General features: G+C 74.4%; 6 protein-coding genes. 3 read left to right on the top strand and 3 right to left on the bottom strand.

Features of this window, described 5'->3' with window-relative positions; translation table 11 throughout:
- The first annotated feature begins 406 nt into the window (after positions 1 to 406).
- The 3 genes from ACFZB9_RS34475 (at position 407) to ACFZB9_RS34485 (ending at position 4911) form a co-directional block, all read left to right on the top strand.
- Positions 407 to 1975: a class I adenylate-forming enzyme family protein gene (locus ACFZB9_RS34475; protein WP_391453799.1), complete on the top strand. Its 1569-nt coding sequence runs from the start codon at positions 407 to 409 to the stop codon at positions 1973 to 1975.
- A gap of 107 nt (positions 1976 to 2082) precedes the next feature.
- Positions 2083 to 3309, top strand: coding sequence for a 5-aminolevulinate synthase (gene hemA / locus ACFZB9_RS34480; RefSeq protein WP_391453801.1), 1227 nt, complete (start codon positions 2083 to 2085; stop codon positions 3307 to 3309).
- A gap of 66 nt (positions 3310 to 3375) precedes the next feature.
- Positions 3376 to 4911 (top strand): long-chain fatty acid--CoA ligase, encoded by a 1536-nt coding sequence (locus ACFZB9_RS34485; protein ID WP_391453803.1) that lies wholly within the window; start codon positions 3376 to 3378, stop codon positions 4909 to 4911.
- 48 nt (positions 4912 to 4959) lie between these two features.
- Here the strand turns inward: ACFZB9_RS34485 and ACFZB9_RS34490 are convergent, their stop codons facing one another.
- From ACFZB9_RS34490 to ACFZB9_RS34500, 3 genes are all read right to left on the bottom strand, one after another.
- Positions 4960 to 5637 (bottom strand): response regulator transcription factor, encoded by a 678-nt coding sequence (locus tag ACFZB9_RS34490; protein ID WP_391453805.1) that lies wholly within the window; start codon positions 5635 to 5637, stop codon positions 4960 to 4962.
- Positions 5638 to 5778: 141 nt separating this feature from the next.
- Entirely contained in the window at positions 5779 to 13959 is an 8181-nt protein-coding gene (locus ACFZB9_RS34495) for an amino acid adenylation domain-containing protein (RefSeq protein ID WP_391453806.1), read from the bottom strand.
- A 15-nt stretch (positions 13960 to 13974) separates the two neighbouring features.
- Positions 13975 to 21660, bottom strand: a complete 7686-nt coding sequence (locus tag ACFZB9_RS34500; RefSeq protein ID WP_391453808.1) for an SDR family NAD(P)-dependent oxidoreductase — start codon at positions 21658 to 21660, stop codon at positions 13975 to 13977.
- Positions 21661 to 21684: the final 24 nt, after the last annotated feature.

Genomic DNA, 21684 nt, shown 5'->3' on the forward strand with positions numbered 1-21684 from the left:
CGCGCGGGAGCCGGATGGCAGAGCGCCGCCCACCATGTGAAGGGCGCGGCAGGACAGGGGAGTTATATGTGCGAGTCATCTAAGCAGAATGCTGCCGGGAAGTCAGCGGTCCCCGATCGGGGTAGCCGATCGGGGCACCAGGGGGTGGCCCGATGGGTAGGCCGTTCGAGGCGGGGCACCGACCTTCGGCTACGTCGTTCGCCCCTCCCGCCGGGGCCGGGTCCGAGGGAGGCTGAGGAAGATCGGCCGCCGGCGAAGGCCTCGCACCGGTCGGCGACTTCGGCACGGCAGGTCCGGCAGGTCCGGCAGGTCCGGCACGGCGACTTCGGCACAACAGGCTTCGGCACAACAGGCTCCGGCACAGCGAATTCCGCACGGCGACTTCGGCACGACGATGGAGACCCAGATGACAGAGACGGGCAGCGCAGCGCAGCAGCCGTCGGCGGCCGACTGCTACGCCTTGGACATCCTGTCCGCACTCGGCGCCACCCCGGACCGGGTCGCCGCGCACTGGCGCGGCCGGGAGGTCCGGGCCGGCGCGCTGGCCCGGTCCGTGGTCGACACGGTCCAGGTGCTGCGCAAGCTGGGCATCGGCCCCGGTACCACGGTGGCCGTCCTGGTGGCGCCCAACAGCCCGCTGATGCTCACCGTCCGCTACGCCACCCACCTGCTGGGCGGCGCGGTCATGTACGTGCGCGGGACCAACCCCGGCTCCACCGCCTATGTGCTCACCCCCGACGAGCAGTTGCGGATCCTGTTCGACGCCACCGCGCAGGTGCTGTTCACCGACGCGGAGAACGCGGACCGGGCGGCCGAGTTGGCGCAGCGCGCACCGGGCCGCTTCACGGTGGCCGAGGGCGAACTCGCGGCCGCGAGTGGCTTCGCGCCGGTCGCCGAGCTGATCGCGGGGCTGGGCGAGCTGCCGGTGCGCGATCCGCGGCAGTACGCGCTGATCTCGTTCAGCAGCGGCAGCACCGGCAAGCCCAAGGGCGTCTGCATCACGACGGCGGTCAACGACGCCCGGGCCCGGGCCCTGCCGGCCGAGCCGGGCACCCGCCTGCTGGTCGCCACCCCGCTGGCCTTCGTGGTCGGCGGGATCGCGGACGCGGTGCTGCTGGCGGACGGAGTCGTCGTGCTGCACGAGGGGTTCGACGCCGTCCAGGTGGCGCGGGCCATCGCGGAGCACGGCATCACACTGACCTTCATGGCCACCCCGCACGTGTACCAGACGATGGCGGCCGTGCAGGCCGAGGGCACCGACCTGGCCACCCTCAAGGCGCTGATCTACACCGGCGTCGCGGCCGCGCCCGCGAAGCTCGCGGAGGCGGTGCAGGTCTTCGGCCCGGTCCTGGTGCAGATGTACGGGAGCACCGAGGCGGGCGCGGTCAGCATCCTGCTGCCCGACGGCCACTACGACCCGCGGCTGCGGGCCACCGTGGGGCGTCCGCTGCCCGGCGTCGAGATCAGCGTGCGCGACGCGGAGTCGGGCGCCGAGCTGCCGGCCGGTGAGGCCGGCGAGCTGTGGGTGCGCTCCGGCAGCCTGCTGGACGCCTACCTGGGCGACCCCGCGCTCACCGCGCGGACGCTGCGGGACGGCTGGTTCCTCACCGGCGACATCGGACGGCTCGACGAGGAGGGCCTCCTCTCGCTCGCCGACCGGATCGCGGACGTGGTGAAGATCGACGGCGTCAAGATCTACCCCGCCGCCGTGGAACGGGAGATCGCCACCCTGCCGGGTGTCGCGAACGTGGCCGTCTACGGGGTCCGGGACCTGGACAACCTGGAGCACGTGCACGCCGCGGTGGTCCTGAAGCCGGACGCGCAGCTGAGCCACGAGGAGGTCAGCGCGCACGTCCAGGCGGCGCTCTCCGCCGCCCACGCCCCCGAGGAGACCCGCTTCCTCGACGAACTTCCGCTCGGCGTCTCCGGCAAGCCGGACAAGCGACTGCTGCGCGAGCTCTACCCGATCGTCTGAGCGACACCCCACACGACAGGGCGCGGGCGTCCGCGCTGTTGAGCCATCGCGCCGACCAGCCCTGGCCGCCGGCCGGACGAGCACCCGGCAGAGAGCGAGTTGACATCATGACCAAGCATCTGGACTTCTTCGCCGACGAGTTGGACAAGCTCGGTGACAACCGCCGGTCCTTCCTGGAGATCGGCCGGCGCGCCGGTCAGTTCCCCAGCGCACTGGCCCGCACCGGATCCCTGGGCCCCGGCCAGGAGGTCAGCGTCTGGTGCAGCAACGACTACCTGGGCATGGGCCAGAACCCCTCGGTGCTGGAGGCCATCAAGGGGGCGGTCGACGCGTTCGGGGCCGGCTCCGGCGGCTCGCGCAACATCGGCGGGACCAACCACTACCACGTCCTGCTGGAACAGGAGTTGGCCGAGCTGCACCGCAAGGAGGCGGCGCTGCTGTTCAGTTCGGGCTACTCGGCGAACGACGGCGCGCTGACCGTGCTGGCCGGCCGGATGCCCGGGACCCTGGTCTTCTCGGACGAGCTGAACCACGCCTCGATCATCGACGGCCTGCGGCACAGCGGCGCCGAGAAGCGGATCTTCCGCCACAACGACACCGCGCACCTGGAGGAGCTGCTCGCGGCCGCCGACCCCGAGCGGCCCAAGCTGGTGGTCACCGAGTCGGTCTACTCGATGTCCGGCGACATCGCCCCGCTGGCGGAGATCGCCGAGCTGGCTGCGCGCTACCGGGCGACCTCGTTCCTGGACGAGGTGCACGCGGTGGGCATGTACGGGCCCGAGGGCGCCGGGATCGCCGCCCGGGAGGGCATCGCGGACCGGTTCAACGTCATCATGGGCACCGTGGCCAAGGGCTACGGCACCGCGGGCGGCTACATCGCGGGCAACGCCGTGCTGGTGGAGGCGGTCCGCAGCTTCTCGCGGCCCTTCATCTTCACCACCTCGCTGGCTCCCGCGCTGGCCGCCGGCGCGCTCGCCGCCGTCAAGCACCTGCGGTCCAGCGAGGTCGAGCGTGAGCGGCTGCGGGAGAACGCGCTGCTGCTGCACCGGCTGCTGAACGAGCGGGGCATCCCGTTCGTCTCGCCGGACACCCACATCGTCTCGGTGCTGGTCCGCGAGGACCTGCTCTGCCAGCAGGCCTCCGCGCTGCTGCTGGAGCGGCACGGCATCTACGTCCAGTCGATCAACGCGCCCAGCGTGCGGACCGGCGAGGAGATCCTGCGGGTCACTCCCTCGGCCACCCACACCACCACCGACGTGGAGAAGTTCGCCGAGGCGCTGGACAGCATCTGGGACGAGCTGGCGCTGCCGCGCGAGGCGGCGACCGCCCGCTGACGGGTCCGCCGGCCGGCCCGAGCCCTGCGGGTCGGCCGGCGCGCTCACCCACCGAAGGAGACGCGCATGTCCCTGTCCCTGGCGGCTGTGCTGGCCGAGGCCGCGGCGCGGCGTCCGGAGCACCCCGCGATCGTCTGCGGCACCCGGACGTACGGCTACCGCACGCTCTGGCACCGGGCGCGGCAGTACGCCGCGGCGCTGGCCGCCGAGGGCGTCGGGCCCGGTGACCGGGTGGCGCTGCTGATCGGCAATCAGATCGAGTTCCCGCTGGCCTACTTCGGCGCGCTGGCACTCGGCGCCGTGGTGGTGCCGGTCAACGCGCTGCTGAAGGCGCACGAGATCGCGTACGTGCTGCGGGACGCCGGCTGCCGCGCGCTGGTCTGCGCCGGACCGCTGCTGCCCGAGGGGCGGCCGGCGGCCGCGGCGGCGGGGGTGCGGCTGCTGACCGTGGACGCGGCGTCGGAGCCGGGCACGACGAGCCTTGCGGCACTCGCCGAGCGGGCCGAGCCCGTCGAGCGCCCGGCGCCCCGCGAGCCCGGCGACCTCGCGCTGGTGCTCTACACCTCCGGCACCACCGGGCACCCCAAGGGCGCGATGCTGACGCAGCTGAACGTCACGCTGAACGTGACGGTGGGGATGGAGTCCCCCTTCGACCTGCGGGCCGAGGACGTGCTGCTGGGGTGCCTGCCGCTGTTCCACACCTTCGGCCAGATCTGCGGCATGCTCACCTGCTTCCGGGCCGGCGCCACCCTGGTGCTGATGGACCGCTTCGAGGCACCGCGCGCCCTCGCGCTCATGGCGGAACAGGGCTGCACCGTGCTGATGGGCGTGCCCACGATGCTGCTCGGGCTGCTCGACGCGGCGGAGCAGGACACCCGCCGGCCGCCGCTGGACCGTGTCTTCAGCGGCGGCTCGGCGCTGCCCGTGCCGGTCCTGGAGCGGTTCGAGAGGGTGTTCGACTGCCGGATCTACGAGGGCTACGGCCTGACCGAGACCTCGCCCGTGGTCGCCTACAACCAGCCCGCCTGGCCGCGGCGGGCCGGCACGGTGGGGCGGCCGATCTGGGGGGTGGAGGCGGAGATCGCCCGGGCCGACCTGGAGGGGCGGATCGAGCTGCTGCCGGCGGGCGAGGTGGGCGAGATCGTGGTGCGCGGCCACAACGTGATGGCCGGCTACCTGGGCCGTCCCGAGGCCAGCGCCGAGGTGCTGGTGGACGGCTGGTTCCGCTCCGGCGACCTGGGCGTGAAGGACAAGGACGGCTATCTGTCGGTCGTGGACCGCAAGAAGGACATGGTGCTGCGCGGCGGGTACAACGTCTACCCGCGCGAGGTCGAGGAGGTGCTGGTCCGCCACCCTGCGGTCGCCGAGGTGGCCGTGATCGGCCTGCCGCACGAGCGGCACGGCGAGGAGGTCTGCGCGGTGGTGCGGACCCGGCCCGGCGCCGAGCCCGGGCCCGGGCTCGGCGCGGAGATCATCGCCTGGAGCAAGGAACGGCTGGCGGCCTACAAGTACCCCCGGCTGGTCGAGTTCGTGGACGCCTTCCCGCTCGGGCCCAGCGGCAAGATCCTCAAGCGGGAACTGCGGAAAGCGATGACCGAATAGGCCAGTTCAGATGAGCGGGTTCAGATGAGCGGGTTCAGATAGGCCGGTTCAGACAGGCAGCAGCCCCACGTCCCTGGCCCGGACCGCCGCGAGCGTGCGGTTGGGACAGTTCAGCTTGGCCAGGATGTTGCCCACCAGCCGCTTCACCCCGTGCTCGGAGATCAGCAGCCGCCGGGAGACCTGCTTGTTGCTCAGGCCGTCCGCGACCAGTCTCAGCACCTGGAGTTCACGGGGCGTCAGCGCGGCCCCGGCCGGGATCCGCTGCGGCGGCCCGTCCTGCGGCACCCGCCCGGCCCGCATGACGAGCCGCTGGGCCAGGCTGGCCGACACGTAGAACTTGCCCGCCATGACATCGCAGACCGCGTCCGCGAGGATCCGCGGCTCCAGCTCCGACCAGTCCAGGAAGCCCTGCGCGCCGCAGGTCGCCATCCACGGCACGTCCAGCGCGTCCGGCCCGTCGACCAGCAGCAGCAGGCCCGGCCCGGCCTCGCACAGCCCGCGCACCGCGTCGCGGGTGTGCTCGGTTTCCAGGTCGGCGGCGGCCGCGAGCAGGATGTCCAGCCGCTCCCCGTCGCTCCCGCGGATGGACTCGCCGCCGAAACCCAGATGGCGCACCGAGGCGGTGCGGACCGTGGAGCGGAGCATGCCCTCGATGCCGTAGCGATGAATCGTCTTCTTGATGACCAGGGCGATGCGCTCCCCGGCATCGATCGCCTGACTCGCCAATGTGAGGCTCCTTCGGGTGGTTCTGGGTGGTTCATGGGTCGTGGTTCACCAGGGGTCGTGGTTCACCGTGGGTCGTGGTTCACCGTGGGTCGTGGTCCACCGTGGGTCGTGTCGTGACGCCTGGGTCGGCGGCCGCGACGGCTACCGGGCCTTCTCCGCCAGCCGGCCCACCTCGGACTCCGGTGCGGCCGCGATCTCCCGCAACAGCCGCTCGTAGGACCGGATCAGGCGCTCGGCCGTGCCGGGCGCGAACAGGTCGGTGCTGTACTCCAGGTAGCCGTGCAGGCCCTCCTCCCCCTCCTGTGCCACCAGGTTGAGGTCATAGCGCGCCGTGCCGGAGTCGAAGGCCAGCGGGTGCACCGCGAGTTCGCCCGGCTCGCCGGTGCCGCCGGTGGCGGCCGCCGTGCCCGGCAGCAGGTTGAACATCACCTGGCAGAGCGGGGAGTGGGCCTGGTCGGGTGCCGGCACCAGCTCCCGGACCAGGTCGGCGAAGGGCAGGTCCTTGTGCTCATGGGCCTCGGCCGTCACCTGCCTGGCCTGGGCCAGCAGTTCGGTGAAGGTCCGGTGCGGGGCCGGGTCCAGCCGCAGCACCAGGGTGTTGACGAAGTAGCCCACCAGCTGGTCCAGTTCGGCCCGCGGCCGGTTGGTGACCGCGGTGCCGATGGCCAGCTCGGTGCCCTGGCCGGGCTCGGTGTGCGCGCCGAGCAGCACGGCGAAGGCCGAGAGCATCAGCTGGTACAGCGTGACGCCGTGCTCCTTGCCCAGCTGCTGGAGCCCGCCGAGCAGTTCGAGCGGTACCGCGAACCCGACCGAGGAGCCCTGGTAGGACTTCACCGGGCAGCGCCGGTAGTCGGTGCGCAGCGCCAGACAGTCCGGCAGCCCGGCCAACTGCCGCCGCCAGTAATCCTGCTGGCGGTCGAGCTCGGCGGCGTCCACGACCTGGCGCTGCCAGCGGGCGAAGTCGGTGTACTGCAGCGGCAACGGCGGCAGCTTCGGCTCCTCGCCCTGGCTCAACGCCTGGTACAGGCCGAGCAGTTCGGTCAGCACCAGGTTGACCGACCAGCCGTCGAAGACGCCCCAGGGGCGGCTGAGCACGGCGATGTGCTCCGCCTCCGACAGCGCCAGCAGGTGGGCCCGCAGCTGGTAGCGGCCCTCCGGCTCGAAGGGGCGGGCCCGTTCGGCCCGCAGCCACTGGTCCACGGCCTCCTGCCCGACCGTCAGGACGTCCACGGTGAAGCCGTCGGCCGGGTGCACCCGCTGGGTGACCAACTGCCCGCGCAGCAGGTAACCGGTGCGCAGCACGGCGTGGCGCTCGACCAGGGCCCGCACGGCGCGCGCGTAGGCCTCGCGGTCCAGCGCACCCTCGATCCGGAAGGCCATCTGCACGTTGTCGTGCGCGGCGCTCAGCTGCGCGGGCCGGTTCAGGAACCACAGGTCGCTCTGCTGCAGGGCCGTCGGCGCCTCGTCACCGGGCTGCCCGGCCGCGGCCGGCACCAGCGGCACGCTCTCCCGCTCGGCGGGCGCCTGCTCCAGCGCCTGGGCCATCCGCTCCACCGTGGCACCGGTGAGGATCAGCTGGAGCGGCAGTTCCGCGCCGGTCTCCTGCCGGGCCCGCAGGGTGAGCCTGGTGGCCAGCAGGGAGTGCCCACCCAGGTCGAGGAAGCTGTCGCGCACCCCGACCCGGCTCAGCCCGAGCAGGTCCTCGATGATCCCGCACAGGGTGCGCTCGGCCACCGTGCGCGGGGCGACGAAGACCTGCTGGGCCAGGTCGCTCTCTGCCGGTGCGGGCAGCGCCCGCTTGTCGATCTTGCCGTTGGGCGTCACCGGCAGCTCGTCCAGCACCACGAGGACACTGGGGACCATGTAGTGCGGCAGCCGACCGGACAGGTACTCCTTGAGCAGCCTGGACAGCTCCGGGCCGCCCACCCCGCCCTCGTCGGCGCCCTCCACGGCGCCTTCCTCGGCGCCCTCGTCGGCGAGCCGGCGCGGCGCCGGGCTGAGGTAGCCGACCAGCGAGACGGCGTCCGCCGACCCGCGCGGCACGACCACGGCCGCACCCACCGCCGGGTGGCCGAGCAGCGCGCTCGCGATCTCGTCCGGCTCGACCCGAAAGCCCCGCACCTTGACCTGGTCGTCCGCGCGGCCGAGGTAGTCGAGCGCGCCGTCGGGGCGCCACTTGACCAGGTCGCCGGTGCGGTACATCCGCGCGCCGGGGGCGAAGGGGTCGGCCACGAAGCGGTCGGCGGTCAGCTCCGGACGGTTCAGGTAGCCGCGGGCCAGGCCGTCGCCGGCGATGTACAGCTCGCCGGCCACGCCCGTCGGCACCAGCCGCAGCGCCTGATCCAGCACGTACACCCGGGTGTTGTCGACCACCGAGCCGATCGGCACACCGGTGGCCTCCGGCTCCGCGCGGTACTGCCAGGCGGTGACGGCGCCGGCCTCGGTGGGCCCGTAGCCGTTGAACAGCTCCACCTCGGGCAGGGCCCGCGCGAGCCGTTCGGCCAGCTCCACCGGCAGCGCCTCGCCGACGGCCTCCACCCGGCGCAGGCCGGTGCAGTGGGCGGCGTCCGGCTCGGAGAGGAAGGCGGCGAGCATGGACGGCGCGAAGTAGACGTCGGTGACCCGCTGTTCGCGGATCAGGTGGGCCAGGTAGGCCGGGTCCCGGTGGCCGTCCGGACGGGCGATCACCAGGCTCGCGCCGACCTGCAGCGGCCAGAACAGCTCGGGCACCGAGATGTCGAAGCCGACCGAGGTCTTCAGCAGCAGCCGGCCCTGCTCGCCCAGGCCGTAGCGACCCTGGTTCCAGGCCAGCCAGTTCATGCCCGAACGGTGCGGGACCATCACGCCCTTGGGCCGGCCGGTGGAGCCGGAGGTGTAGAGCACGTACGCGGTCTGCTCGCCGGTCACCGCGACGCCCGGGTTGCTGTCGGGCCGCTCGGCGGTGTCGGGCAGCTCCTCCTCCAGCACCAGCAGCGGCTTGCAGTCGGCGAAGATGCCGTCCACCCGCTCCTGCGGCAGGTCGGGCTCGATGGGCAGGTACGCCGCCCCCGTCTTCAGCACCGCGTAGATCGCGGTCAGCAGCTCGAAGGAGCGCGGCAGCCGGATCGCCACCAGCTGCTCGGGGCCGGCGCCCTGCGCGATCAGCCAGTGCGCGAGCCGGTTGACGCGCGCGTTGAACTCCGCGTAGCCGAGCTCCCGGCCCTCGAAGACCAGCGCGGTGCGGTCCGGGGTGCGCGCCACCTGCGCCTCGAAGGCGGCGGGCAGGGAGGGCTCGGCCACCTCGGCGGTGCGCCCGGTCCACTCGGTCAGCAGCCGGCGGCGCTCGGTGTCGGGCAGCACCTCGATGTCGAGCGCCGCGGTGTCGGCGCCGTCGCCCGCGGCCAGCGCGGTGACGATCCCCGTCAGCGCGCGCTCGACGTAGTCCGCGAGCGCCTCGGGGAGCACCGCGCCGTCGACCTGGACCTCCAGCGAGAGTTCGCTGCCGAAGTCGTCGAGCGAGACGGTGACCGGGTAGTTGATCGCGTCCCCGGCCGCCAGGAAGCGCACCCCGGCGTCGTTGATGGTGGGCGCGGGCGCGGCACCGCCGCCGGGCTCGAAGTGCCGGAAGTTGACCACCGCGCTGAACAGCGGGGCGTCGCCCGCCATCCCGCTGCAGCGCTGCGCCAGGCTCAGCGGGCTCTGCTCGTGGACGATCAGGTCGCGCAGCCCGGCGTCGACCTCGGCGATCAGCTCGCGCACCGTGCGCCCGGCCAGCCCGGCCCGCAGCGGCAGCGTGTTGATGAAGTTGCCGAGCATCCGCTCCACCCCGGGCACGCCCTGCAGCCGGCCCGAGAGCACGGCGCCGAAGACCACGTCGTCGCGGCCACTGGTGGCGGCCACCACGCACGCCCAGGCGGCGTGGAAGAGGCAGGCCGGGCTCAGCCGCAGCCGTCGGCCCTGCGCGCGCAGCTCACCGGTGAGCGCCTCGGGCAGCGTGCGGCGCAGCTGCCGCACCCGGCTGCCGTTGCCGCGCACATCGGTCAGGCCGAACGGCGTGGTCGGCTCGGTGACGTCGCCGAGGACGCCCCGGAAGTACGCCGCCACCTCCTCGGGCGCCTGGTGCCGCAGGGTGTGCGCGACGAAGTCGCGGTAGGGCGCCGGCGGTGCCAGCAGGTCGGTGCGGCCCGCCAGGTGCAGGCCGAGCTCTTCGAGGGTGAGCCGCAGCGAGGTGGCGTCCTCGATCAGGTGGTGGGCGTTGAGCAGCAGGTAGCGGCGCGGCGCGGCCGGGTCCTCGGCGATCAGCAGCCGCAGCAGCGGGGCCCGGTCCAGCGGCATCCGGCCGAAGGCGTTCAGCAGGACCCGGGCCTGCTGCTCGGCGTCCTCGCCGGGCTCCAGCAGCACCCGCTCGACGGGCAGTTCGGCGGTGCGGTGGACGACCTGCACGGGCGCGGGCAGCCCGGCGGTGAGCACGGCGGTGCGCATCACGTCGTGCCGGTCGATCACCGCCTGCAGGGCCCGGGTGAACGCGGTGCAGGCGGCCTCGTCCTCGGCGACGTAGAGGGTGGAGACCAGGTAGGGGTCCTGGTCCGGGTCCATCAGGTGGTGGAAGAGGATGCCCTCCTGGGTGGAGACCAGCGGATAGACGTCCTGGATGGCGGGCGCGCCGCCGGGCACGGCGGCCACGATCGCGTCGAGCTGGCGGGGGCTCAGGTCGATCAGCGGGAGCAGCTCGGGGGTGAGCCGCTCGCAGCCCGGCGGGATCAGGTTCGGCGGGGTGGTGTACTCCCCCACCGCCTCGTCCTGGTCGATCCGGGCCGCCAGCTCCGCCAGCGTGCCGGCGCCGAAGACGGCGCGCACGGTGGTGTGCCGGCCGAGCTCGCCCAGCCGGGCCAGCAGCACGGTGATCAGCAGCGAGTGGCCGCCCAGGGCGAAGAAGTTGTCCCCGGCACCGATCCGCGCCTCGTCGAAGTCCAGCAGCTCGGCCCAGAGGGTGGCCAGCAGCCGCTCGGTCGGGGTGCTCGGGGCGGTGTAGGCGCGCTGGGCGAAGGCGTCGATGCCGGGGGCGGGCAGCGCCTTGCGGTCGAGCTTGCCGTGGGCGGTGACGGGCAGCTCGGCCAGCGTCACGAAGGCGCTGGGCACCATGTACTCGGGCAGCGTGCGTTCCAGGTGGCGCACCAGCTCGGCGCGCAGGTCCGCGGGGGCCGAGTCAGCGAGGGCCGACTCCGAGGCGACCAACTCCGAGGCGACCAACTCCGAGGCGACCGAGTCCGCGGTGGCCGGCTCCGAAGCAGCCGGCTCCGAAGCGGCCGATTCGGTCAGCACGGTGTAGGCCACCAGCCGGGGGTTGCCCGGCTGGTCCTCGCGGACCAGCACCGCGCACGAGGCCACCGCCGGGTGCTCGGCCAGCCGGTGCTCGATCTCGCCCAGTTCGATCCGGAAGCCGCGCAGCTTGACCTGGTCGTCGGCCCGCCCGAGGTACTCCAGGGTGCCGTCCGGCAGCCACCGCGCCAGGTCGCCGGTGCGGTACATGCGCGCGTTCGGGCCCTCGCCGAAGGGGTCCGGCAGGAACCGCTCGCGGGTCAGCTCCGGCTGGTGCAGGTAGCCGCGGGCCAGGCCGACGCCCGCGATGTACAACTGGCCGACGCAGCCGATGCCCTGCGGCTCCAGCGCCCCGTTCAGCACCTGGAGCCGGATGTTCTGGATCGGCCGCCCGATCGGGACCAGGCGCGGCTGCGGCCCGGCCGGCACCGGCCAGGAGCTGACGTCCACGGCCGCCTCGGTGGGGCCGTAGAGGTTGTGCAGCGGCGCCTGGTGGCGCTCGTAGTGCCGGGCGCACAGGTCCGGCGGCAGCGCCTCGCCGCTGCAGAACACCTGGCGCACCGAGGTGCACCGGGACCAGTCGGGCTCGGCCACGATCGAGCGGAGCATCGAGGGCACGAAGTGCAGCGTGGTCACGCCGAACCGCTGGATGGCCGCCACCAGGTAGCCGGGGTCCTGGTGGCCGCCCGGCTCGGCGACGACCAGGCGCGCGCCGAACAGCAGCGGCCAGAAGAACTCCCAGACCGAGACGTCGAAGCTGAACGGCGTCTTCTGCAGCACCACGTCGTGCTCGGTCAGGCGGTACTCGTGCTGCATCCACTCGATCCGGTTGACCGCCGCCCGGTGCTCGATCATCACGCCCTTGGGGCGCCCGGTGGAGCCGGAGGTGTGGATGACGTACGCCAGGTGCTCCGCGGTGAGGCCCAGCTCCGCCGCCGGCAGGTTCTCCTCGCACTGCTGCCGCTGCGCCGCGACCGACGCGCCGTCACCGCGGCTGTCACCGTCGCCGTCGCCGTCGCTGTCGCCGTCGCCGTCGCTGTCACCGCCCGTGATCCGGCCGTCGGGGTGCAGGGTGAGCAGCGAGGCGGCCGCCAGCGGCTCGGTGTCGATCCCCGGCTGGGTGAGCACCACCCGGGTGCCGGAGTTCGCGATCAGCTCGGCGATCCGGGCGGCCGGGTGGGCGGGGTCGATCGGCAGATAGGCGCCGCCGGCCTTGAGGGTGCCCAGGATCCCGGCCACCATCTCGGCCGAGCGTCGCGCGCACAGGCCGACCAGCTTGTCCGGTCCGATCCCGCGGTGGCGCAGCGCGTGGGCGATCCGGTTGGCCCAGGCGTTGAGTTCGGCGTAGCTCCAGGAGCGGTCGTCCTCGACCAGCGCGGTGCGCTCGGGGTGGCGCGCCACCGCGTCCTCGAAGAGCTGGTGCAGGCAGCGGTCGGCCGAGAACGGGCGGCCGGTGTCGTTCCACGTCTCGACGACCTGTCGCCGCTCGGCCGCACCGAGCATGCCGAGCCGGGACAGCCGCGCCGTCGGGTCGGCCGCGATGGCGGCCAGCAGCTCGGTGTAGTGGCCGATGAAGCGCGTGATGGTGGTCCGGTCGAACAGGTCGGTGTTGTACTCGACGGTGCCCACCAGGCCGTCGGGCGTCTCCCGCAGGTCGAGGGTCAGGTCGAACTTGGTGACACCGGCGTCGGACTCGATCGCGGACAGCTCCAGCTCGCCGAGGCGGGCCACCCGCTCGGTCTGCGCCTGCTGGAGCACGAACATGGTCTGGAAGACCGGCGAGTGGCTGAGGCTGCGCTCCAGCTGGAGCGCGTCCACCACGGCCTCGAACGGCACGTCCTGGTGCTCGTAGGCCGCGAGCGCGGTCCGCTTCACCTGAGCGAGGAGTTCGGGGAAGGCCGGGTCGTCGGAGAGGTCGGCGCACATCACCAGGGTGTTGGCGAAGAAGCCGATCAGCCCCTCCACCTCCAGCCGGTTGCGGCCCGCCACCACGGTGCCGACCGCCACCTCGGCCTGGTCGGTGTAGCGGTGCAGCACGATCTGGTAGGCCGCCAGCAGCGTCATGTACAGGGTGGCGCCCTGCGCCTCGGCGACCTGGCGCAGCCGCTCCAGCAGCTCGGCCGGGCACTGCAGGCTCTCCCGCGCACCCCGGTAGGTCTTGACCGCCGGGCGCTCGCGGTCGGCGGGCAGTGAAAGGCGCGGGTCGACGCCCGCCAACTGCTGCTTCCAGTAGGCGACCTGGCGCTCCTGCACGCCGTCGGCCAGCCGGCCGCGCTGCCAGTGCGCGAAGTCCGCGTACTGGACCGGCAGCGGGGTGAGCGGGTCGGGCCGCCCCGCGTGGAAGGCACGGTAGAGGGCGGTGATGTCCTGGATGAGCACGCCCACCGACCAGCCGTCCGAGACGCCGTGGTGCATCGTCACCAGCAGCACGTGGTCCTGCTCGGCGAGCCGCAGCAGCCGGGCCCGGATCAGCGGGTCGTGCTCCAGGTCGAAGGGGGCGGCGGCCTCCTGCCGGCAGATCTCCGCCAGCTCGGCGGGGTCCGTCAGCTGCTCCTCGGTGACCGTGACGTCGGCGCCGTCGCCGACCTGCTGGTACGGCACGCCGTCGCGCTCCACGAAGCGGGTGCGCAGCGCCTCGTGCCGCCGCACCACCGCCGCCAGCGAGCGCAGCAGCGCCGGGCGGTCCAGGCTGCCGCGCAGCCGCACCGCCATCGGGATGTTGTAGGCGGCGCTGGAGCCGTCCAGCTGCGCCAGGAACCAGAGCCGCTGCTGGGTGAAGGAGAGCTGGACCGGCTGCTCGGCGGAGCGGGACAGCCGCGGGATGCTGTCCAGCGCGGCCGGCGTGGCGATCACGGCCGGCGAATCGAGCTGGTCCAGCGAGCCGAGCTCGTCGATCCGGTCGAGCGCCGGGAGGTCGACGCCCTGCTGCCGGAGCAGCGCGACCAGCGCGCGACGGCGCTTGGCGGGCAGCGAGCGGATCCGCTGGACCAGGTCCGGCCCGGTGGACTGACTGGTGGTGCTCATCGTGGTCCCCTCCGCCTAGTTCTCGACGCCCAGGGCGTCGAGCTCCTCGTCGCTCATGCTCTCGATCAGGCCGATGCTCGCCAGGATCCGGTCCACCTCGGGTGCGCCGAGGGAGTCGACCGACGGCAACCGGCGCTCCAGCTCGGCCGCCATCGCGGCGAGTTCGGGGGCGTCGAAGACGGCCTGGACGGGCAGCTCCACGCCGGTGCGGCGCGCCAGCAGGTTGATCAGGCGGGTCGCGAGCAGCGAGTTGCCGCCGAGCGAGAAGAAGTTGCTGGTCGCGCCGAGCTGGTCGACCTCGATCTGGAGCAGCTCCGACCAGGCCGCGGCCATGGTCCGCCGGGTGTCGCCGGGCGCCGGGGCCGCCGGCCCGGCGGCGGTCCCGGGGCCGTCCTCGGGTCGCTCCGTGACCGGTCGCGCGGGGCGGCGGCCGAGCCAGTAGCTGCCCGCCTCGAAGGCGGTCGCCGGGAGCGGCACCAGGCGGCGCGGCCCCTGGTGGAGGCCGGCCCACGGCACCCGGGCGCCGCGCACCCACAGCTCGGCCAGGTGCTCCAGGTCACCGTCCGCGACCAGACCGGCCAGGAACGCCTCGCCCCGGGCGCCGGTCAGCACGCTGCCCAGGGGGCCGGCGTCCTCCTCGGCGTTGCCGAGCACGACCGGCCCTGCTGGGGCGGTCGGAGCGGCTGGGGCGGCCAGGGCGGTCGGAGCGGTCGCGCCGGCCGACCCGGTCGGAGCGGCGCCGGGGCCCGCGGTCAGGTGCTCCGCGAGCGCCCGGGTCAGTTCCTCCCGGCTGCCCGCCACCACGGCGAGCCGCTCGGGCAGCGCCTCCCGGCCCAGCTGCGCGGTGTAGGCGAGGTCCGCCAGGCTCACCTCGTCCGCGCCGCCGCCCACGTTGGTCAGGAAGTCGTGCAGCCGCTGGGCCGCCGTGCGCAGCCGCTCCGGGTTCCGGGCGGAGAGCACCACCAGCTGGCGGCCGGCCTCCGCCGGGTCCGCCGCGGCGGCTGATGCGGCCGGGGCGACCGCGGCCTGCGGCGGAGCCTCCACCACCAGGCTGACGTGACTGCCGCCGGCGGCCACCGAGTTGATCAGCGCCCGGCGGGGCACCGGGCGGCCTGCCGCGTCCTGGGTGCCACGCGGCTCCCAGGCGGTCAGCTGCTCGCAGAGCCGCAGCGACGAGCCGTCGAGGTCCAGGTTGGGGTTGGCGGTGCCGACCTCCACCAGCGGCGCGAGCTCCTGGTGCCGCAGCTGCAGGACCACCTTGGCGAGCTGGGCGATGCCGGAGGCCGCCTCGGGGTGGCCGAGGTTCGACTTCACCGTGCCGACCGCCACCGGTTCGGCCACCGCACCGAACACCTCGCGCAGCGCGCGCAGTTCGACCTCGTCGGAGAAGGCCGTGCCGCTGGCCGCGGCCTCCACGTACCCGATCGAGTCCGGCGTGGCGCCCGAGCGTTCCAGCACCTGCCGCAGCACCTTCACCTGGGTGCGGTGGCTGGGCGTCATGAAGCCGTTGGAGCGGCCGGCGTGCATCGAGGCGGTGCCCCTGATGACGGCGTGGATGGTGTCGCCGTCGCGCAGCGCCGCCTCCAGCGGCTTGAGCAGCACGGCGCCGACCACCTCGGCGGGCAGATAGCCGTCGCCGTCCCGGAAGCTGCGGCTGCCCGGGTGGCTGCCGAGCAGCTGCATCTCGGCCAGGGCCGTGTACTTGTCCGGGTGGACGGTGAGGTTGACGCCACCGGCGACGGCCAACTCGCTCTCGCCGCGCAGCAGGTCGGCGCAGGCGAGGTGGATGGCCATGGTGGAGGAGGTGCACATGCTGTCCACCGCCAGGCTCGGGCCCTCCAGACCGAAGAAGTGCGAGACGCGGTTGGCGATCAGGTTGAACGAGGCCGCCGCGGTGAGCGCCGCCAGCGTCGGGTCCGACTCGTCGGCCCGGTACATCTGGTAGGCCGACCCGACGTACACGCCGACCCGCCGGCCGTAACGCCGCTCGATGACCTCCTGCGTGACGCCGCTCTGCTCCAGCAGGTGCCAGACGGTCTCCAGGAAGAGCCGCTGCTGCGGGTCCATCGCCACCGCCTCGCGCGGCGAGATGCCGAAGTGCAGCGGGTCGAAGCGGTCGACGCCGTCCAGGAACGCACCCCACCGACCGCGGCCGGAGCCGGCGGCGTCCGGGTCGGCGCCCGGGGCGAGGTCCTGCTCCCAGCGGTCGGCCGGGACCTCGGTGACGCAGTCCTTGCCGCTGCGCAGGATGTCCCAGAACGCGTCCAGGTCCTCGGCCTGCGGGAAACGGCCGCCGATGCCGATGATCGCGATGGCGTCCTCGCGGGGGCGCTGCTGCGGCGCGGGGGCCTGGGCCGGCGGTACGACGGGGGCCGCGACCTGGGCGTGGGCCTGCGGTACGGCGGGTGCGGGGGCCGGGGGTGCTTGCTGCGCCACGGCGGGTTCGCCGACCAGCGCGCGCAGGGCCTGCGGGTGGTCGGCCACGAAGTGCTGGGCCAGCCCGCGCACCGTCTGCACCTCGAAGAGCAGCGTGCGCGACAGCGGGCCGAAGGTCTCCTCCAGCCGGGAGACCAGGTTCACCGCGAGGACGGAGTCCATGCCGTAGCGCTCCAGCGGCGCGTCCGCGTCCAGCCGCTCGGGGCCGAGCCCCAGGGCCGTCGCCAGCAGGCGCCGCAGATGGCCCACGGCCCGGTCCTCCAGCGCCCGATCCTGCTGGGCCTGACCGTGCTGGGCCCGATCCTGCTGGGCCTGACCGTGCTGGGCCCGGTCCGCGCCGGGACCCGCCACCGGCTCGGGGCCCACCACATCGACAGCGGCCGCGGTCACCGGTGCCGCGGCCACCGCTGCGGCGGCCGCTGCAGCGGCGTGCCCCGGGAGCCAGGGCAGTTCGGCGCCGCGCCGGTGCGCGACGACCAGCAGCCTGCCCTCGTCCAGCCCGTTCTCCCGCCCGGCCAGCGCGCAACGCAGGGCCGCCAGCCCCCGGGCGGTGTCCAGCGGCGCGAGGCCCGCGCCGTGCAGCAGCTCCCGGGCGGCGGCGTCGCCCATGCCGCCCTCCGCCCACAGCGGCCAGCCGACCGACACCGTCGCCCCGCTGCGCCGCCCTGCCGCCACCAGGCGGTTGCGGTAGCCCGCGTAGGCGTCCAGGAAGGCGTTGGCCGCCGCGTAGTCCGCCTGCCCGGGGTTGCCGAACGCCCCGCTGAGCGAGGAGAAGCAGACGAAGACGGCGAGCGGCTGGTCCTGGCTCAGCTCGTCCAGGTTGACCAGCCCGGCGACCTTGGGCGCCAGCACCCGCGCCAGCTCCTCGGGGGTCTTGCGGACCAGGTAGCCGTCCTCGATCACCCCGGCGCTGTGCAGGATGCCGGTCAACGGCCCGTGGTTGTCGGCCACTTGGGCCAGCAGACGGGCCACCTGCGCCCGGTCGCCGACGTCGGCCCGCCGGTAGTCCACCGTCAGCCCCGCCGCGCGCAGGGCGGCCAGCTCGCCGCGCCGCGCCGCGTCCAGCGGCGAGCGTCCGGCGAGGACCACGGTGGCGTGCCCGACCGAGGCGGCGATCTCCCGCGCCACGATGAGGCCCAGGCCTCCGGCGCCCCCGGTGATGAGGTAGACGCCGTCCTCCTGCCACGGCGCGGCGGCGGGCCGGGCACCGGTCAGCTCCGCCAGCCCGGCGACGAGGCGCCGGCCCTCGCGGTGGCGCACCTCCGGCTCCGGACTCCCGACCGCCTCGGTGAGCAGGCGGGCGGCGAGGGCGGCCGCCGAGGGGCCGTCCAGGCACTCCAGGTACTGGGTGTGCAGCAGCGGGTGCTCCAGCTGAGCGGTCTTCAGCAGCCCGGCCAGCGCGCCGAAGCAGGCGAGCCGCTCCAGCTCGGCCGTCGCCCCACCCGTCGCGGGTGCGGCGCCCGCGGTCCCCACCAGGGCGACCTGGAGCAGCACCGGCTGCCGCACGCCCGCTTCGAGGATCCCGCGGGTCAGCGCGAAGAGCCGCTGCGCCGCCTCGGTGTACTGACGGTCGAGCGAGCCGTCCGCGAGCTCCACGAACTGGGGCTCGGTACCGGCGGGCAGGGCGGCCCGCAGCCGCTCGCGCTCGCCGGCCGCGAAGGAGCCGATCAGCACCACGTGATGGGCGGCGAACGCCGGCCCGGGCCGGGCGGCCGCAGCGGCCTCCCGCACGGACCAGACGGGGCGCAGCAGCACCTCGTCCACCTCCTCCGGGGCGACGGGCGCGACAGCGGACACGGCGGCGGGGGCGAGGGCGGGGGCGGGGGCGGGCAAGGCGCCGGACACGGCGGCAGGCGCGGGGGCGGCGCCGGACCCAGCGGCGGGCGCGGGCTGCTCGGCCGGCGCGGGGCCGGCCTCCGGGTCCACCCAGTGCCGCTCGCGGGCGAACGGGTAGCCGGGCAGGCTGATCCGCCGCACGGACGCGGCGGCCGGGCGCAGCGCGGCCCAGTCCACGGTGGCGCCCTCGGCCCACAGCGCCAGCAGCCGCTGGTGCTCCGCGCGGTCGGACCAGTCGGCGAGCGCCGCGCGCAGCGCCTCAGCGTCCCTCCCGCGCTCGGTGCGGGCGGTGCCGCGCACCCAGGCGCCGGGCCGCCGCGGGTCGGCGGCGAAGGCCGCCAGCTGCGCCCGGGCCTGCCCGAGCGAGGTCGCGGCGAACGCCAGCCGCTCGGGCAGCGCCAGCCGCCCGGTCTGCAGCGTCCAGGCCGCGTCCGGCAGCTCGGACTCGCCCAGCTCCGCCAGACGGGCACTCAACCGCCGTGCCTGCTCGGCGAGTTGGCCCTCGCTCTGAGCGGAGAGCAGCAGCAGCGCCGGTCGTCCGTCGGCGGTGGCCGCGGGGCGCGGGGCGGCCTCCTGGTACTCGGCGATGACGACGTGGGCGTTCGAGCCGCCACCGCCGAAGCTGGACACACCGGCGAGCCGCGGCACGGTGCGCTGCTCGCCGTCGATCAGCAGCGTCGGCCGCTGCCAGGGCTCCAGGCGCTGCTGGACCCGGAACGGCGTGCGCCCGAAGTCGATGTGCGGGTTGAGCGCGCCGGAGTGCAGGCTCGGCACCAGCTCCCCGTGCTTCAGCTGGAGCAGCACCTTGGTGACGGCGGCGATTCCGGCCGCGCTCTCGGCGTGCCCGATGTTCGACTTCACCGAGCCGATCGCGCACTGCTGCGGCCCGCCGCCCAGGTGGCCGAAGGCCTTGGTCAGGCCGTCGATCTCGATCGGGTCGCCCAGCGAGGTGCCGGTCCCGTGCGCCTCCAGGTAGCTGAGCGAGCGCGGGTCGACGCCCGCCTCGGTGAGCGCCCTGGCGATGACCTGACCCTGCGCCACCGGGGTCGGCACCGAGTAACCGGTGGTCCGGCCGCCGTGGTTGAGCGCGCTGCCCTTGATCACGCCGTAGATCTGGTCGCCGTCGGCGACGGCCCGCTCCAGCGGCTTGAGCAGCACGGCGCCGACACCCTCGCTGGGCACGTAGCCGTCGCCGCCCGCACCGAAGCTGCGGCAGCGCCCGTCGCTGGACAGGAAGTGTCGCTGGCCGAGCATCAGGTACTTGTTCGGGTGCGGGCTGAGGTTCACGCCACCGGCGAGCGCCGAGTCGCACTGGCCGCTCCTGATCGCCTCGCAGGCCAGGTGGATGGCGGTCAGCGAGGACGAGCACATGGTGTCCACGGCCATGCTCGGCCCGTGGAAGTCGTAGAAGTACGACACCCGGTTGGCGACGGTTGCGGCACTGCCCCACAGCGCGGTCGCCCGGCCGCGCTCCTGCGCCTGCGCGCCGAGCAGCTGGTACTCCAGGTACATCACCCCGACGAAGACGCCGACCCGGTTCGGCGGCGCGCCGAGGGCCGCGTCACCGGCCGGCGCGGCCGCCGACCGGGCCAGGCTCTCGCCGGTGTAGCCGGCGTCCTCCAGCGCGTGGTGGGCGCACTGCAGGAAGAGGCGCTCCTGCGGGTCGAGGTAGTCGGCCTCGAACGGCGAGATCTGGAAGAAGAGCGGGTCGAACTGGTCGATGTCGTCCAGGAAGCCGCCCCAGCGGCTGGTGTTCGCGCCGTTCGGGTCGGCGTAGCGGCGGTGGTCCCAGCGCTCCGCCGGGACCTCGCGCACGCAGTCGCGGCCGGCGCGCAGGTTCTGCCAGAACGCGTCCAGGTCGGCTGCCTGCGGGTAGCGGCCGCTGACGCCGACGATCGCGATGTCGGTGGCGGGGCGCTGCGTCCGCGTCCGCGTCTCCGCGTGCGGGACGACGGCCTGCGGGACAGCGGCCTGCGGGACAGCGGCCTGCGGGACGACAGCCTGCGGGACGACAGCCTGCGGGACAGCGGCCTGCGGCAGGTCCGGCAGGGCGCGGGTGCTCAGTCCGGTCAGCTCCACGCAGGGCCGGCCGTACTCGTCGAGGACCGTGATGTCCAGCCGGGCCGAGGCGGCCTCGGTGCTGCTCCCCGGCTGGTGCCGGATCCAGGCGTAGGCCCGGGCGGGGGTGGCGGCCAGCGCCTCGACGCGCTGCACGGCGAACGGCAGGGCGAGCGCGGCCGGGCGGCCGTCACCGCCCGCCTCGGCCGGCCACAGTCCGATGGTGGCCTGCAGCGCGCCGTCCAGGACGGCCGGGTTCAGCCGGCAGTCCGCCGCGAGCTCGGCCGCCGCCGGCAGGCTCAGCTCCGCCAGCACCTGGCGCCGCCCCGCGCCGTCCGTGCCCACCCGCAGCTCGACCAGCGTGCGCTGGGCAGGGCCGTACTCCATGCCCATGCGGTCGTACCGGCCATAGACGTGCGTGGCGCTGTACACCGCCTCGGCGCAGGCCGCGCGCAGCTCGTGCAGGGACGGGGCGCCGCGGTCCTCCGGGCCCGCCAGGCTCGCCCGGCCCTGGCTGCACAGGGTGGCCGTGCCGTCCTCGTCCGCGCTGTGGATCGTGAAGTCGCAGCCGCCACCGGGCAGCGTGCGCACGCTCACCCGCAGCTCCAGCCCGTGCGGGCCGCAGATCGCCGGTCGCAGCCACACCACGCCGTCCAGCCGCACCCGGGCCGCCCGCTCCGCACCCAGCGCCAGCGCCACCGCCGCCCGCGCCATCTCCAGGTGCGCGACGCCGGGCAGCACCCGACCGCCGCGCACCCGGTGGTCGCTCAGGTACGGCTCGCTGCCGTCGAAGTGCGCGTGGAAGGTGAGGCCCTCGGCGTCCGGCACGGCTCGGTGCAGCATCGGATGCGGGTATACCGGAGCCTGGGGCTGCGGGGCCGCGGCAGCGGTCGTGGTCGCGACCGCCGGGGCCGCCTCAGGGACGAGCGCCGGGACGGCCACCGGGGCCGCGAGCCGGCCCGGGTCGACAGCGAGGAGGTGAGCCGCGATGGCCTGCACGGTGCGGTGCTCGGCGAAGACGGCGGAGGTGAGCTGCACACCGTAACGGGAGTTCAGCCGCTCGGCGAGCTGGGCGAGGCCGGCCCAGTCGAACCCGAACTCGGCCAGCTCGGCGCCGGGATCCACCTCCCCGACCGGCACCTCCAGCAGCGCGGCCACCTCGTCGAGCAGCGCGGCCCGGACGGCATCGAGCTGACCGGCGCCCGGCGGCGGCAGCGGTGACGCGGGAGGCTGCGGCGCGGCCGCCGTCACCGTCGCCGAGGCAGCGGGTACCACCGGCGCAGCGACAGCCGCCGCCCGGACGCTCGCCTCCGCCGGGAGCTGCGTCTCCAGCCACTCCGCCAGATCAGCAATCGTCTTGTACTCGAACATCACCGTCGGCGACAACGACAACCC

This window comes from Kitasatospora sp. NPDC008050, from assembly GCF_042957465.1.
GTDB lineage: Bacteria > Actinomycetota > Actinomycetes > Streptomycetales > Streptomycetaceae > Kitasatospora.

Bases quoted from the DNA above. Each gene is read 5' to 3' on its own strand.
- ACFZB9_RS34485 (WP_391453803.1), top strand. From the start codon at position 3,376: ATGTCCCTGTCCCTGGCGGCTGTGCTGGCCGAGGCCGCGGCGCGGCGT.
- ACFZB9_RS34495 (WP_391453806.1), bottom strand. From the start codon at position 13,959: ATGAGCACCACCAGTCAGTCCACCGGGCCGGACCTGGTCCAGCGGATC.
- ACFZB9_RS34500 (WP_391453808.1), bottom strand. From the start codon at position 21,660: ATGTTCGAGTACAAGACGATTGCTGATCTGGCGGAGTGGCTGGAGACG.
- ACFZB9_RS34475 (WP_391453799.1), top strand. From the start codon at position 407: ATGACAGAGACGGGCAGCGCAGCGCAGCAGCCGTCGGCGGCCGACTGC.
- hemA (WP_391453801.1), top strand. From the start codon at position 2,083: ATGACCAAGCATCTGGACTTCTTCGCCGACGAGTTGGACAAGCTCGGT.